This window comes from Modicisalibacter ilicicola DSM 19980, assembly GCF_900128925.1.
GTDB classification, from domain to species: Bacteria; Pseudomonadota; Gammaproteobacteria; order Pseudomonadales; family Halomonadaceae; genus Modicisalibacter; species Modicisalibacter ilicicola.
Window position 1 is genome coordinate 41,370 of sequence record NZ_FQUJ01000008.1, and the last position, 14,850, is coordinate 56,219.

Here is a 14,850-nt window from a genome sequence, read left to right on the forward strand (position 1 = left end):
ATGCTTGATACTACTGAACGTTCAGATCTTTGACGATGCGCTGGGCGTTGACGGATCTACCTCACCGCCGCCAGTGTGGCCCTGAAACGCGCCAGCGCGAGGGCCAGGAAGGCCATCCCGATCGCTGCCGTTGCCAGCAGCTGCGGCCAGACGATGTCGATCCCCGCGCCACGATACAGCACCGCCTGGGCAAACTTGATGAAATGCGTCGAGGGCAGCACCTGCACCGCGTTCTGCAGGCCGGGGGGCATGCTCTCCAGCGGTGTGGCGCCTCCCGACAACAGGTTCATTACCACGAAGACCGGTATCGACAGCAAGCCGAACTGGGGCATCGTCGTCGCCACGGTCGAGAGGGTGATGCCCATGGCGGTGACGGCGAACAGATAGACGGCCGAGCCCAGCACGAAGAGCACAATCGACCCCATGATGGGGATACCCAGCAGCCCCTGCACGATGAACTGCAAAGAGAGTACCGCGGCGATGACGATCACTAGCCCGTTGGCCCAGATCTTGGCCAGCATGATCTCGCTGGCGGTCACCGGCATCACCAGCAGATGCTCGAGGGTGCCATGCTCGCGCTCGCGAATCACCGCCGCGCCACTCAATACGATCGCCAGGATGGTCAGGTTGTTGATGATCTGCATTACCGCCATGAACCAGCTCGAGTCGAGGTTGGGGTTGAATTTCGCGCGTACGCGCAGGTCGACCGGTAGCGCCACAACACCGCTGGAGCGACTGGCGAACTTCAACAGCTCGGCGTTGATGATGCTGGAGATATAGGTGGTTCCGTTGCCGGCGATCGTCATCGCGGTGGCATCGACATTGAGCTGGACCACGGGATTCCGCCCGGCCAGCACATCCGCCTCGAAATCGGGCGGGATATCCAGCACGAAAGTGTGTTGCCCCGCGTCCATGCCCGGATCGACCGCGCGCTGATCGATCACCTGGGGCGTCTTGAAATAGGGCGGCAGGAAGGCACCGATGAGCTGGGTCGAGAGCGCCGAGCGATCCTCGTCGACGATGGCGATGGAGGCATTGTTGAGCTCGGTGCGCACCCCATTGGCGACGGTGTAGATGGCGAAGGTGAAGGTATAGAGGATCAGGCCCATCAGCACCGGGTCGCGCAACAGGCTGTAGATCTCCTTGACGCCCAGCCGATAGATGTTGGTGATCCAGCGCATGGCTCAGGCCTCCTGCTTGCGCAGCAGCGCGGTGGCGATACCCCAGAAGAGCAGGCAGAAGCCAACGAGGACCAGGTGATGGGGGTATAACCCGCTGAAGTCGAGGCCCTTGTTGAAGACCCCCGCGCTGATCTGCTGGAAATAGAGCGCTGGAAACGCCTGGCCGATGAGCGCCGCCCCTCCCTCCAGGGTGGAGACCGGGTACATCATCCCCGAGAAATTGACCGTTGGAATCATGACGATGATGGCCGTGGCGAAGATCGCCGCGATCTGCGAGCGCACAAAGGTCGAGACGACCAGGCCGAAGGCGGTGGCGGCGGTGGTGAAGAACAGCGCCCCCACCACCAAGGCCAGGAAGCTGCCCGGCATGCCGAGGCCGAACACCATCAACATCAGCACCACGAGGCTGGCGAAGCTGACCATCGCCACGCCGATATAGGGCAGCTGTTTGCCGAGCAGGAACTCGATCTTGTGGACAGGCGCGGCGTAGAGATTGAGGATCGACCCCATCTCCTTTTCGCGCACCACGCTAAGCGCCGTGAGCATCGCCGGAATCATGATCAGCAGCATCATCAGCACGCCGGGCGGTATCGCGTACTGGGAGCGAAAGGCCTGATTGTAGCGGAAGCGAGGGGTTACGGTGGCAGGGTAGTAGCTGGGAATCTCCCCGCTCTCGCGCATCGACAGATCCTCTAAGTGCGCATACAGCACCCCTTGCAGGTAACCGCGACCGGTTTCCGCCCGGGTGGTGTTCGAGCCATCGAGCCAGGCGCCGATCTGTGGGGTTCGGTCCGCCAGAAGGTCGCGGCCATACTCGGGCGGAATCACCACCGCGAGCGAGATCTCGCCGGCCTTCATGCGCCGATCCAACTCGGCGAAATCGTCGATCGGGGGCTGCTCGTCGAAATAGCGCGAACTCGCCATGGCGTCGAGGAACATCCGGCTTTCCCGCGACTGGTCCTGATCCAGGGCCGCGTAGCTGAGATTCTCGACATCGAAGGTGATGCCGTAGCCCATCGCCAGCATCAGCACGATCGGGCCAAACAGGGCGAAGACCAGACGGATCGGATCGCGCAGGATTTCCATCGCCTCACGCCGGGCGAAGGCCCAGACGCGGGCGGGCGACAGCCAACGCGTCGCCTGGCGGCGCGCGGCGCCCATAGCCGGTAGCTCGAGCGACTGCGTGGGGGCACCGTCGTCTGCCCCGGCCTCCTGCAGATAGGCGATGAACGCCTCCTCGAGGGTGGCTGCACCTCGCTGCCGGCGCAATTCGTCAGGCGCGCCCTGAGCCAGCACCCTGCCCGCATGCATCAGCGAGATGCGGTCGCAACGCTCGGCTTCGTTCATGAAATGGGTGGAGATGAAGATCGTCACCCCATCCTGGCGCGACAACTCGATCAGCAGCGCCCAGAAGGCATCACGGGCCACCGGGTCGACGCCGGAGGTCGGCTCGTCGAGGATCAGCAGTTCGGGCTCGTGCAGCACGGCCACGGCGAGTTGCAAACGCTGGCGCACACCCAATGGCAGGCTTTCGGGGGTCGCTTCCGCCACCGCGCGCAAGTCGAAGCGTTCGATCAGTTCCTCGACCCGGGCAGCACGGCGCGCCCTGGGCAGGTGGAACAGGTCGGCATGCAGCACCAGGTTGCGCCGCACCGACAGCTCGGCATAGAGCGAAAACGATTGCGACATGTAGCCCACGCGACGCCGGGTCGCCATGGCGTCGGTACCGATGGGCTTGCCCATCAGCCGCGCCTCGCCCTCGCTGGCGGTCAACAGGCCGGTGAGCATCTTCATGGTGGTGGTCTTGCCGCAGCCGTTCGAGCCGAGAAAGCCGAAGATCTCCCCGGGTTCGATGCGAAAGCTGACGTGATCGACGGCGGTGAAGTCACCGAAGCGCATGGTCAATCCCTCCGCCTCGATGGCAGGCGGGCCCGTCTGGGCGGTGCGCGGCGGCAGTATGACAGCCCGATGACCTTGTCTATCTTCTTCAGGCAACAACGCGATGAACGCGGCTTCCAGCGTCTCGGTGTCGGTCTCGGACTTCAGTGCATCCGGCGTCCCGACTGCCAGAATACGGCCGGCATCCATGGCGATCAGCCGCTCGAAGCGCTCGGCCTCCGACATGTAGGCGGTGGCGGTGATCACGCTCATCTCGGGGCGGCGTGCCCGGATGCGCTCGATCAGCTCCCAGAACTGCTGACGCGACAGCGGATCGACGCCGGTGGTCGGCTCGTCGAGGATGAGCAGGTCCGGGTCGTGAATCAGCGCGCAGCACAGGGCCAGCTTCTGCTTCATCCCGCCGGAGAGCTTGCCCGCGGGTCGCTCGGCGAACGGCGCGAGCCCGGTGCTCTTCAGCAGTTCGGCGATGCGCGCGGAGCGTTCGGCGGCCGACTGGCCATAGAGGCGACCGAAGAAATCGACATTCTCGAATACCGACAACGTCGGGTAGAGGTTGCGACCCAGCCCCTGGGGCATGTAGGCGATCCGCTCGCAGACCGCATTGCGATGCTGCCGATCGCCCATCGAGCCACCGAGCGCCTCCACGGTGCCGGATTGCAGGTGCCGCACCCCGGCGATCAGTCCCAGCAGGGTGGACTTGCCTACCCCGTCCGGCCCGATCACCCCCACCATCCCACCGGCGGGAATCTCCACCGACACCTCCTCGAGGGCGGCGGTCTTGCCGTAGCGATGAGTGACGCCGCCAAGGCTCGCGACCGAGTCATTGAGCGCTGTCATCAGGGCAGCTTCACCGCAAGCGTCTCGGGCCACGGTACCTCGGGGTCGACGCGCACCGTGGCCACTCCCGGCACCCCGGTTTTCACCACCTCCTGATAGCGGCCGAGGACTTCTGCGGGGATCTGCAGCTTGACACGGAACATCAGCTTCTCGCGCTCGCTTTCGGTCTCGACATACTTCGGCGTGAACTGCGCCTCCGAGGCCACGAAATCGACCGCGGCGGGAATCACGTATTGCGGGGCCGCATCCAGCACCAGCCGCGCCTCGCCGCCATAGCGCAGACGGCCCGCCTGATCGGTGGGGAGATAGACGTCCATGTAGACATCGGTCAGATCGAGCAGCGACACGACCTTGTCCCCCGCCGCCAGGACCTCCCCGGGCTCGGCCAGACGGTACTGCACCCGGCCGGCCCGGGGCGCGTGCAGGGTGTAGTCGGCAAGATTGGCCTCGAGGGCCGCGACATTCGCTTCGGAGGCCTCGATCGCCGCCTCGGCGGCGGCCACCTGGGCCCGGGCGGTGTTCAAGGCCGCATCGGCGGTGATGCGTTGCGAGCGGCGCTGATCCAATACCTCCTTCGAGGCGTAGCCGCGTGCGGCCAGGGTCTCGGTGCGCTTCAGCTCGGCTCTGGCCAGGGCCAACTCGCCCGCGCGCTGGATCACCAGCGCCTCGGCCTGGGCCAGTTCCTGCTCGGCCTGGCGGGTCGCCGCCTCGGCGGCACGAATCTCTGCTTCCAGCTCGGTGGAATCGATGCGCGCGATGACGTCCCCCGCCTCGACCCGCTGCCCTTCGCTCGCCAGTATCTCGCCGACTCGCCCGCCGAACTTGAGCGCCACATCGATGCGGGTCGCCTCGAGCCGGCCGTTGGCCCGGGCAAACCCGTCCGGCAAGTCATTCTGCTGTTGCTGCCACCAGTAATACCCACCGCCGGCAGCGACGATTGCCAACACAAGAACGATGATAATCGTTCGAAATCTCTTCATGACTTCATCCTTGGTCGAGGTCGTCTACCTCGAAGCGCATGCCGGGCACTGGCTCGACAGGCCTCAGCGCACCAGCTGCGCAGCATCGAGACAACAATCGGTGAACTCGAAGGCAATCTTCGAATCTCGCTGAACGAGCTTATTATCTATGGTGGCGTGATGTAGCCGGGGCAGAATGTCGCGTATCCGGTTCGAGCGGGCAACGCGCTTGTCACACGAGTTCTATCAGCGGTTTCAGCGCAGGCCGCGGAATGCGTCCACCACATGGCCGGCCAGCACCTCGCTTGCCGAACCCGCAGCGGTGCCATGTATCATCAATACCTGATACTCGCCGAGGGGCGGCAGGCCGGCCTCGTTGTTCATTTCGCGCAGCGGTGCGCGCACCATGCTCAGTGGCAGCGGTGCCACCGCCAGGTCGGCCAGCAGTGCCGCTTCCTGCCCGGCGCAGTTTTCGCTGGTGTAGGCGATGCGATAAGCCAGGCCGCTGCGGTCCAGCGCGGAAAGCGCCATGCTGCGCCAGGCACAACCCTGGTTGGCCAGCGCCAGGGGCAGCGGCGTGCGCTGCACGGCGATCCCCCCATCGAGACAGGCCCAGACCAGCGGCTCGGTGTGCACGATCTCGCCGCGGTCGGATTGCACACCTTGATTGCCGGAGGTCACCAGCACCAGGTCGAGTTCGCCTCTATCCAACCGCTCCAGCATGTCCACGCTGCGCCCGACCACCACATCGACCTGTACCGCCGGGTGCGAGCGCGCGAATTTCGCCAGTACCCCCGGCAGGATGCGCGACCCCACGTCGTCGGGGGTACCGAAACGCACCGTGCCTTCCAGCGAGGGGGCAAGAAACTGCGTCACCGCCTCTTCGTTGAGCTTGAGCAGACGTCGGCCATAGCTCAGCAACACCTCCCCTTCCGGAGTCAACTTCACCCGGCGCGCCTCGCGCAGAAACAGACGTTGTCCGAGAGTTTCTTCCAACCGCTTGATCTGCATGCTCAAGGCGGAAGGCGTGCGGAAGACCTGCTCGGCGGCACGGGTGAAGCTGCCGCTCTCGGCGATGACCACGAAGGTTCGCAGCACTTCCGTGTCCAGCAGCGGCAAGGCGGTATTGCGGGTTGGCGCAGGGGTAAGTGTCATGCTGCTTACCTTTCAGTTTTTCTTAAAGGTAAATGTAGTTCTTTTCGTTTGATTGAACAATCAGGCCAGACCATTCTGTCTACTCGAGGTCGCGACCCTCACTGCTCCACAACCCTACCGGCGGCTACCCACTTGCATGGCCGCTTATCAGGAGGTGTCGTCATGTCCAACCTCAAGTTGCTTGATCGTCTGCAGTGCGAAGTGAAACAGCCGGCTCGGCCACCGCTGCCCAGGCAGCCCATACGCGAGTTCTATATGCCGGCCATGCCACCCATGGGCTTGATCAACGCCGTGGAGACCTGGGTTCGCGCCCTGGTGCGTCGTCAGCGCTTTCGCCGGCGTTTCCTGCCCCTGCTCGATCACGACGATCATATCCTCGACGACATGGGCCACAACCGGGAAGACATCGAATGGGCCGCACGCCTCCCCTGGCGGGAGGATGCCTTCAAGGCACTGCAACGGCGCCGTGCACAACGCCTGAAACCCCGCTAATTCAACAGCATCATGCCCTGTTCGATATCCGCGGCGATCGCTCGACAGAAGCCTTCCTGGTCACCCTGCCTGAGTGCCTCGGTCACGTCGCGATGGTGATCGTCGGCGATGCTCGAGGCGCCCCAGCGTGTGCAGATATAGCGCATGCTGGGGCCATATTGCAGCCAGAGAATCTCGATCAGCGGTAACAGCACGCATGACTGGCTGAGCCGATAGATAAGGAAATGAAACTGGTAGTTGCCGCGCATGTAGCGAACGATGTCACCTTGCGCGATGGCGCCGTTGATCTGCTCGTCGATACGTACCAGTTCATCGACATCGGGCGCGGTGATATGGCCAAAGGCCCGACGCGAGACCTCGGTTTCCAGGTTCTTGCGCGCGTACAGCACTTCCTGAAAGCGTTCGCGACTCAGTTTTGGCACGATGATCTTGCGGCTGTCGGAAAACACCAGCGCGCCCTCGGTGACCAGCCAACGCAGCGCCTCCCGCGCGGGCATGGCGCTGGTGCCGTATTCGGCGGCGATACGCCGGATCGAGATCACTTCACCTGGCGTGAAGTCACCCTCGCACATGCGCGTGCGCAGTGCTTGATGCAAGCGCGTCGAGGCGGTATCGGGCGAGAATACGTCTCGCCTGGCATTCAGTTCCTCGGTCATGCTGGCGTCTTCGGCCTCTGTCTTCTTCGTACCTGGATTTCATGCTTGATGGAAAGCATACCTCAGCGTGTTCCGCGAACCGTGATCCACGCTTGTTGACCCCGTGAGCCTCTGCTAGTGTGATCACACGCCTGTGATCACACAATCCCAACAATAGCGTGAATCGACTCATGCAGACAGCGACGGATTCCACGGACACGAAGCTTCAAGCTTCCAGCGCCCACAACGAGCGGATCGAAGTACTCTGCGTCGACATGAACGGCATTCCACGTGGCAAGTGGGTACCCGCCGATCAGCTCGACAAGGTGATGAACGGCAAGGTCCGCCTGCCTCTGTCCACCCAGTCCCTGGATATCTGGGGAGCCGACAACGACGAGCTGACCGGCCTGTCCCAGTCGATCGGCGATCCCGACGGCGAGTGCCGGGCCGACGAACGCACGCTGGTGCCCTTGCCCTGGGCCTCGGCCAGTCAGGTGCTCACTACGCTGCATGCGCTGGATGGATCGCCGAGCTTCATGGACCCCCGTGGGATTCTCGCCAATGTCGTGGAGCGCTTCCACCGGCATGGCTGGACGCCGGTGGTAGCCATCGAGCTGGAGTTCTACCTTCTGGATGCGGATTGGCGGCATACGGGCCACCCCTCGCCTCCCCGGGCCTTGTGCCCCGGCGGCGTGCCCAAGGGGTTGCAGCTCTACGAGCTGGATGCCATGGATGCCCTCGACGACGTGCTGAACACGATCCGCGACTATGCGGTATTCCAGCGGGTGCCAGCCGATACGCTGATCGCCGAATTCGGCCCCGGCCAGTTCGAGGTCAACTTGTGGCATCGCGAGGATGCCCTGGCCGCTGCCGACGACGCCCTCTATTTCAAGCGCCTGGTGGCGCAGGCCGCCAGACGTCATGACCTGGCCAGCACCTTCATGGCCAAGCCTTACACCGAACAGGCAGGGTCGGGCATGCACCTGCATGTCAGCGTGATCGACGACGCGGGTCACAACATCCTCGATCGGGACAACGGTGCCGGCCATCTCGAGGCGGCTGTCGGTGGCGTCATGCAAGGTCTGCTCGAGGCCCAGGCGGTCTTCGCCCCCCACGCCAATTCCTACCGGCGCTTCCAGCCCGACTGCTTTGCCCCCATCGAATGCAACTGGGGCTACGATCATCGCGGCGCGGCGGTGCGTATTCCCGAATGCCGCGGTCCTGCAGCACGACTGGAGCATCGTGTGGCCGGCGCCGATGCCAACCCTTACCTGGTCACCGCCGCACTGCTCGGCGGCATGCTGCAAGGGCTGGAACAGCGCATCCCGCCGCCACCGGCGATCGATCAGAACGAGGCATCGCAGCCCTTGGATCGGCTCACGCATGACTGGCTGCTGGCCATCGAGCGCTTTGCCGCCTCCGACGCCATGGCCGACATCCTTGGCACGGCGTATCGCGACCTCTATGCCAAGGTGAAACGCCACGAGGCCCAACGCCTGCTGGCAACCGTCACGGACATCGATCACCTGACCTACCTGACACGCCTCTAGGACGAGGAGACACCATGACCCAGCCACGCTGCGTGTCCTATTACGCCGCTTCGATCATCGAGGAATCCGCCTACCCCAAGCTGGAGGGCGAGCATCGCGTGGACGTCGCCATTGTCGGCGGCGGCTTCACCGGCGTGGCTACGGCGGTCGAACTCGCTGAGCGCGGTTACCGCGTGGCCATCATCGAGGCCCACAAGATCGGCTGGGGCGCAAGCGGGCGCAACGGCGGCCAGGTCACCGGCAGCCTCTCCGGCCAGGACGCCATGGCCAGACAGATGCGCAATACGCTCGGCGATCAGGCACAGGATTTCGTCTGGAACCTGCGCTGGCGGGGCCATCGCATCATCAAGCAGCGCGTCGAGAAATACGCCATCCCCTGCGATCTCAAGCACGGCCACCTGCAGGCGGCCTACAAGCCAAGCCATGTCCGTGCGTTGAAGAAGGATTTCGAGCAGTCCCAGCGCCATGCGATCGGCGAATACGTGCATTGGCTGGATGCCGATGCGGTGCGGCAGGTCGTCGGCACCACGCTTTACCACGGTGCCATCCGCAACGATTACAACATGCACCTGCACCCGCTCAACCTGTGTCTGGGCGAGGCCCGTGCCGCGGCGAGCCTCGGCGCACTGGTCTTCGAGCACTCGTCGGTGGTCGACATCCAGCACGGCGATACCCCGGTGGTGGTCGGCGAGCATGGTCGCGTGACGGCGAACAGCGTGATCCTCGCCGGCAACGCCTACCATCGGCTCGAGCGCAAGCGCCTGGGTGGCAAGCTGTTCCCGGCGGCGTTGGGCATCGTCACTACCTCGCCGCTGTCGCCCGAACTCGCCAGCGAAATCAACCCCGACGATCTCGCCGTCTACGACACCCGCTTCGTGCTCGACTACTACCGTCTCACCGCCGACAAGCGTCTGCTGTTCGGGGGTGGCGCCAACTACTCCGGTCGAGATTCCGAGGACATCGCCGGCGAGCTGCGCCCGCGCCTCGAACACACCTTCCCCCAGCTTTCAGGAGTCGACATCGACTTCCAATGGCAGGGCATGGCCGGCATCGTCATCAACCGCATTCCGCAGCTCGGCAAGCTGTCCGGCAACGTCTACTACGCCCAGGGCTACTCCGGCCACGGCATCGCCACCTCGCACATCATCGGCGAGATCATGGCCAATGCCCTCTGCGGCAGCCTCGAGGAGTTCGATACCTTCGCCAAGGTGAAGCACATCCGCATCCCCCTCAACGACCGCCTGGGCAATGCCTTGCTGGCGGCCGGCATGTGGTACTACCAGCTGCTCGAAAAACTGCGCTGAGCGCTGATCGAATCCAACCCGAAGACACGACAACAAGACACTCGAGGTGATACACGATGGAAATCACTGGTCCCCTGGTGCTGCTGCCTACCGCGATCGTCCTGGTGCTCGCGCTATGGACGAGGCGCGCCCTCGAACCCCTGGTGACCGGTGCCTTCATTGGCACCCTGATGCTCTCCCCTGGCGACGCCCTGAGCAGCCTCGCCGACAACCTGCTGACGGTGATGACCGACGAAGATGTCGCCTGGGTCATCATGGTCTGCGGGCTCATGGGCAGCATCATCGCCCTGCTGCTCAAGTCAGGCTCCTCGAAGGCCTTTGCCGACGGCCTGATGCGCTATACCGTCAACAAGCCCCGGGCGCTGATGGGCTGCTGGTTCATGGGGATCATCCTGTTCGTGGATGACTATCTGAACTCGCTGGCCGTCGGCACCTCGATGCGCAAGGTGACCGATCGCTTCAAGACCTCCCGCGAGATGCTGGCCTACGTGATCGACTCCACGGCAGCGCCGATCAGCGTACTGATTCCGATCTCGACCTGGGCAGTATTCTTTGGCGCGCTGATCGAGAAGAACGGCATCGCCGAGGATGGCCAGGGCGTATGGACCTATATCCAGGCCATCCCCTACATGTTCTACCCGTGGATCGCCGTCATCCTCGTGCCGCTGGTCATCTTCCGCTGGATTCCTGCTTTCGGCCCCATGAAGAAGGCCGAGCAGCGCGCAGAAGATACTGGCCAGTGCGTCCCCCCGGGAGCGGAGCATATCGACGACGAGATCGCCCACCTCGAGGCCCAGGACGATACCAAGGGCAGTATCTGGATGTTCCTGCTGCCCATGGCCTCGCTGGCCTTCTTCACCTGGTGGTTCGATCTCGACTTCCTGATGGGCATCTTCGTCACCCTGGCGGGCATGATCGTGGCCTTCATCGGCCTCAGGAAGCTCTCGCCTACCCAGACCTTCGACAACATCCTGGAGGGCTTCAAGTCGATGCTCGATGCGCTGGCGGTACTGGTGGCGGCCTTCCTCTTCAACGAGGTCAATACCTCGCTGGGACTTGCCGATTACGTGATCACCACCGTGCAACCGCTGATCAATGCCGAGATGCTGCCCTTCATCATCTTCACCATCATGGGCTTCGTCTCCTTTGCCACCGGTTCCAACTGGGGCGTGTTCGTGATCATCCTACCGATCGTCACCGTGCTCGGGCGCAACCTGGGGGCCGACATGACCCTGGTGATCGGCGCCACGCTCTCGGCCAGCACCTTCGGCAGCCACGCCTGCTTCTACTCGGATGCCACGGTACTGACTGCCCAGGCCAGCGGCTGCACACCCTTCCAGCACGCCTTCACCCAGTTGCCCTACGCCGCCCTGGCAGGCTGTATCGCTGCTGCGGGATATCTGGTGCTGGGATACTTGTGATCCGCTTTCGGACGGGACTCGATGCAATGCGACATGGACCGTGTCGGCTTCTCGAACAACACACGAGTCAATGCATCGGCAAGGCAGCACGCCCTGCAAGGTTGATGCGTGAAATTTTATTGCTTGTTTAGCCTCCGGAGTGCCGCTTTCCGTACTAATCTTTCTCTATTGGCTGAAGAAAGAAGACGTTCTTCGGGGGTTGGCGATGTTCAACGACACGCCCCCGGCGAAGAGCCCTCGTGTGCAAGCGAATTCACGGACGAGAGCGAAGGCCCTCCTGCCTGCGGGCACCCTACCTATCGATGTGGCAGGCCATCCTTGCGGTGGGCTTGGCCCCGTGCTTCTGGCCGCTGCCCTGCTTTGGGGCATGGCAGGCATGTCGGTGGCCGCGGCGAACGAGCCGCTTTACTTCCCGCCCCCGCTGGTCGTCGAGCCACTGGTGCCGCCGATCGCCCCCGAGGACGAACTCGAGCGCGACCCCGGCGGCGTCCTGGTGCTGCCCAACGTGCGCGCCAACGAGAGCCCCGGCGCCTGCGCCGAGGATTCGCCGACCGCCTGCGCCCAGAACGAGACCACCCTGGACGTCAATCCCACCGACCACGACAACTGGGTCGGCGGGGCCAACGACTACAGCGGCCCCATCGTCGTCAACGGACGACGGCAGAGCAGTTGCGGCTTCTATGCCTCCAACGATGCCGGCCAGACCTGGAGCGGCGGCCTGTTGCCGACCCAGCCGGGTTACGTGCTCGGCGGCGATCCCTCGCTGGCCTTCGACGCCAACGGCGATCTCTACTACGCCTGCTTGAATGTCGACCTGGAAACCAGCGATTCGGCGCTCTACGTATTCAAGTCCACCGACGGCGGGGCGAGCTTCGGTGCCCCCACCGAGGTGATCACCGGCAACGGCAGCTTCGACTTCCACGACAAGGAGTTCCTCACCACCGGCGATCTCACCGACAAGGTCTACCTGGCCTGGATGCACCAGGGCGATATCCGCCTCGCCGGCTCCGACGACGGTGGCGCGAGCTTCTCCGCCCCCGCACCCGCCGACAACGTCGAGATCAGCGACCCCGATACCAGCCGCAACCAGGGAGTGGTGCTGGCGACCTGGACCTTCTCCGACCCGGACGGCAGCAGCGAGACCCTCTACGCCGCCTGGCGACGGGCGGTGGGCGATAGCGGCGGACGCATCCTGTTCGATCGCTCCACCGACGGCGGGCAGAGCTTCGGTGATGACGTGGTGGTGGAGGGCAATCTGGTACGCTTCCCGATCCGCACCATCAGCACCGGCGGCACCAGCAATGACTTTCCCTCGCTGATCGGCGAGCACGGCGACCCCGAGTTCAATCCGGACAACGCCTTCCGGGTCAACAGCTTCCCCAGCCTCGACGTGTGCCGCAATCCCATGAGCCCCTACTACGGGCATCTCTACATCGTCTTCGCCGACTACCGCTTCGGCAACGGCGACATCTTCTTCAAGCGCTCCGAGGATGGCGGCGAGACCTGGCCCGGCGCCTTCACCCGGCGCGTCAACGACGACGACAGCGGCCACGACCAGTTCTCCCCCTGGATAGACGTCGACGAGAATTGCAAGATCAACGTCTCCTTCTACGACCGCCGCGACGATCCGGACAACCTGCGTTTCCACCTCTACTTCAGCCACTCCACCGACAGCGGCGCCAGCTTCTCGCCCAATGCGCGGATGACCACGGCGCCCTCCACCAATGCCCAGTTCCTCGGCGGTTTCATCGGTGACTACCTGCAGGTCGCCGCCACCGTCGCCGAGAATGCCACCTTCCACCATCAGGTCGACCGGGCGGCGACACTCTGGATGGACACTCGTGAAGGTGGCCAGGAAGTGTATGCGGCGACACTGTTGCAGACCGGCAACGGGACCTGGATCAACGTCGATGTCGACCTGGTGGCCGACCAGCCGGCCACGGACCTGGACTTCATCTTTCCCGGCGACGTCAGCGACGCTTTCGGCGGTATCTATCACGGCGACGCCAATCCCTTCCAGGATCATGAGATCAGCCACGACGCCGGGACCGATCAGACGACCCTGGCCTTTGTCGATCCCCAGCCCGGGCCCCTTCAGCCCGGCGATCTGGCCCACGTGGGCTTCGTGCTGGAAGCGGACGTGCCCACCATCGACACCTTCTGGACCGGTTCGGGCAACATCGGCGACATCCCCATGACAACGGTGGATTTCACCTACGATCCCGTTGGGCGTGTCGTCACGGCCTTCTTGTGCAACGACCGCTTGGATGGTCAGGCAATCGCCATCGGCCAGCCTGCCTACGCGACGCTGGAATTGCCGGTGGAACTGGAAGCGTTGAATGGTGACGACCTGCCCGGAGAACTGGCCGCCCAGGGCGAGGCCCTCTCCGACCTGCCGGCCGCCGTCGGGCCGATCACCACGGGCAACTGCTACAGCCGCGAGATCCCCGAGGCGGTCGCCCAATACGAGGCGGTGGTGCTGACTACGACACTCTCTTTCGTCGGCAGCAACGGACGCGGTCGCAGCGAACTGTTTGCCCAGAAAATCGCCAAGGACGCCCGGGAGGTCGAAGGCACGCCCCGAGAACCGTTCCACTACCTGGCCAAGCTGGTTTGCGGCACACAATCCAGCACCACCGATCTGCGGCTTGCCCGGGGCCATTACGCTACCACCATCAATGCCTTCAACCTCGGCGATCGCCCGGCACGGCTCGAGAAGACGCTGGCGCTGGCCATTCCGCCGGGGCGCCAGCACCCCGGCAAGACCTGGCCGTTGGGCCGTGACAGCCTGCCCCCAGGCCTGGCGCTGGCCACCGAGTGCAACGATATCCGCGAGCGCATCTTCGACGGCAACCTGCCTGCGTCGGTGATCGATGGCTATGTGACGATCATCAGCGACCAGCCGCTCGAGGTGACCGGCGTCTACAGCACCGCGACGCTCAATGCCGAGGGCACCGCGGAGGACCACAGTGCCATCCATGTCGAGCGCGCCATCGAACGACGTCTCGAGACGCGAAATGGCGATAAGCCGCTGGCCGATCTGGTGATCGACGAGACTCTCTCGATCGACGCCATCTGCGGGCCACGGCGCTGTCGTGTCAGCCTGCGCTTCACGGTGCGCAACATCGGTGCCGCCGCGGCGAATGCATTCAGCGTCGACATTTCACGAAGCGACAGCGGCGACTCCCTGGACAGCGTGCCGGTGCCCGGCGGCCTCGCCCCCTCAGCGGCGACCACCGAGACGCTCACCGTGGGCTATCCCTTCGAACCGTCTGCCGAGCGCGAAATCTGCCTCACCGCCGATGCCCCGGCCAACGAGGTCGACGAGAGCGAAGAGGGCAACAACGAGCGCTGCGTTACTTTCTAGGCCGGTGCCGTGCGTTCACAGTGGCAGCACCGCGCCGGATGTTGGCTTGC

10 protein-coding genes are annotated in these 14,850 nt (G+C 64.1%); 5 read left to right on the plus strand and 5 right to left on the minus strand.

Features of this window, described 5'->3' with window-relative positions:
- Positions 1 to 56: 56 nt before the first annotated feature.
- The 4 genes from BUA41_RS10130 to BUA41_RS10145 all read right to left on the minus strand — a co-directional run bounded on the left by BUA41_RS10130 (position 57) and on the right by BUA41_RS10145 (position 6,031).
- Positions 57 to 1,181: an ABC transporter permease gene (locus BUA41_RS10130; protein WP_072822396.1), complete on the minus strand. Its 1,125-nt coding sequence runs from the start codon at positions 1,179 to 1,181 to the stop codon at positions 57 to 59.
- 3 nt (positions 1,182 to 1,184) lie between these two features.
- Positions 1,185 to 3,917, minus strand: coding sequence for a ribosome-associated ATPase/putative transporter RbbA (gene rbbA, locus BUA41_RS10135; RefSeq protein WP_072822398.1), 2,733 nt, complete (start codon positions 3,915 to 3,917; stop codon positions 1,185 to 1,187).
- The gene (locus BUA41_RS10140; protein WP_072822400.1) at positions 3,917 to 4,897 is read right to left on the minus strand and encodes an HlyD family secretion protein; all 981 of its coding nucleotides are present in this window, start codon (positions 4,895 to 4,897) and stop codon (positions 3,917 to 3,919) included. Before BUA41_RS10140 ends, rbbA begins: the two co-directional genes overlap by 1 nt.
- 234 nt (positions 4,898 to 5,131) lie before the next feature.
- Positions 5,132 to 6,031: a LysR substrate-binding domain-containing protein gene (locus tag BUA41_RS10145; RefSeq protein ID WP_072822402.1), complete on the minus strand. Its 900-nt coding sequence runs from the start codon at positions 6,029 to 6,031 to the stop codon at positions 5,132 to 5,134.
- 162 nt (positions 6,032 to 6,193) lie between these two features.
- On the opposite strand from BUA41_RS10145, the gene BUA41_RS10150 reads away from it, so the two are divergent.
- The gene (locus tag BUA41_RS10150) at positions 6,194 to 6,523 is read left to right on the plus strand and encodes a hypothetical protein (RefSeq protein WP_084671397.1); all 330 of its coding nucleotides are present in this window, start codon (positions 6,194 to 6,196) and stop codon (positions 6,521 to 6,523) included.
- Here BUA41_RS10150 and BUA41_RS10155 read toward each other — a convergent pair.
- Complete coding sequence (locus BUA41_RS10155) at positions 6,520 to 7,179, minus strand: GntR family transcriptional regulator (RefSeq protein ID WP_072822404.1); 660 nt, start codon at positions 7,177 to 7,179, stop codon at positions 6,520 to 6,522. The genes BUA41_RS10150 and BUA41_RS10155 overlap by 4 nt on opposite strands.
- A 170-nt stretch (positions 7,180 to 7,349) precedes the next feature.
- Here BUA41_RS10155 and BUA41_RS10160 point away from each other — a divergent pair, with 170 nt between their 5' ends.
- The 4 genes from BUA41_RS10160 (at position 7,350) to BUA41_RS10175 (ending at position 14,800) form a co-directional block, all read left to right on the plus strand.
- Positions 7,350 to 8,708: a glutamine synthetase family protein gene (locus BUA41_RS10160; RefSeq protein ID WP_072822406.1), complete on the plus strand. Its 1,359-nt coding sequence runs from the start codon at positions 7,350 to 7,352 to the stop codon at positions 8,706 to 8,708.
- Positions 8,709 to 8,722: 14 nt separating this feature from the next.
- Positions 8,723 to 10,012 (plus strand): NAD(P)/FAD-dependent oxidoreductase, encoded by a 1,290-nt coding sequence (locus BUA41_RS10165; RefSeq protein ID WP_072822408.1) that lies wholly within the window; start codon positions 8,723 to 8,725, stop codon positions 10,010 to 10,012.
- Between the two features lie 56 nt (positions 10,013 to 10,068).
- Entirely contained in the window at positions 10,069 to 11,433 is a 1,365-nt protein-coding gene (locus tag BUA41_RS10170; RefSeq protein ID WP_072822410.1) for a Na+/H+ antiporter NhaC family protein, read from the plus strand.
- Positions 11,434 to 11,770: 337 nt separating this feature from the next.
- On the plus strand, positions 11,771 to 14,800 hold the full coding sequence (locus BUA41_RS10175) for a CARDB domain-containing protein (RefSeq protein ID WP_072822412.1): 3,030 nt from the start codon (positions 11,771 to 11,773) through the stop codon (positions 14,798 to 14,800).
- The last annotated feature ends 50 nt before the right edge of the window (positions 14,801 to 14,850 follow it).

Excerpts from the sequence above, each read along its gene's own strand:
- BUA41_RS10130 (WP_072822396.1), bottom strand. The coding sequence starts at position 1,181 with ATGCGCTGGATCACCAACATCTATCGGCTGGGCGTCAAGGAGATCTAC.
- rbbA (WP_072822398.1), bottom strand. The coding sequence starts at position 3,917 with ATGACAGCGCTCAATGACTCGGTCGCGAGCCTTGGCGGCGTCACTCAT.
- BUA41_RS10140 (WP_072822400.1), bottom strand. The coding sequence starts at position 4,897 with ATGAAGAGATTTCGAACGATTATCATCGTTCTTGTGTTGGCAATCGTC.
- BUA41_RS10145 (WP_072822402.1), bottom strand. The coding sequence starts at position 6,031 with ATGACACTTACCCCTGCGCCAACCCGCAATACCGCCTTGCCGCTGCTG.
- BUA41_RS10150 (WP_084671397.1), top strand. The coding sequence starts at position 6,194 with ATGTCCAACCTCAAGTTGCTTGATCGTCTGCAGTGCGAAGTGAAACAG.
- BUA41_RS10155 (WP_072822404.1), bottom strand. The coding sequence starts at position 7,179 with ATGACCGAGGAACTGAATGCCAGGCGAGACGTATTCTCGCCCGATACC.
- BUA41_RS10160 (WP_072822406.1), top strand. The coding sequence starts at position 7,350 with ATGCAGACAGCGACGGATTCCACGGACACGAAGCTTCAAGCTTCCAGC.
- BUA41_RS10165 (WP_072822408.1), top strand. The coding sequence starts at position 8,723 with ATGACCCAGCCACGCTGCGTGTCCTATTACGCCGCTTCGATCATCGAG.
- BUA41_RS10170 (WP_072822410.1), top strand. The coding sequence starts at position 10,069 with ATGGAAATCACTGGTCCCCTGGTGCTGCTGCCTACCGCGATCGTCCTG.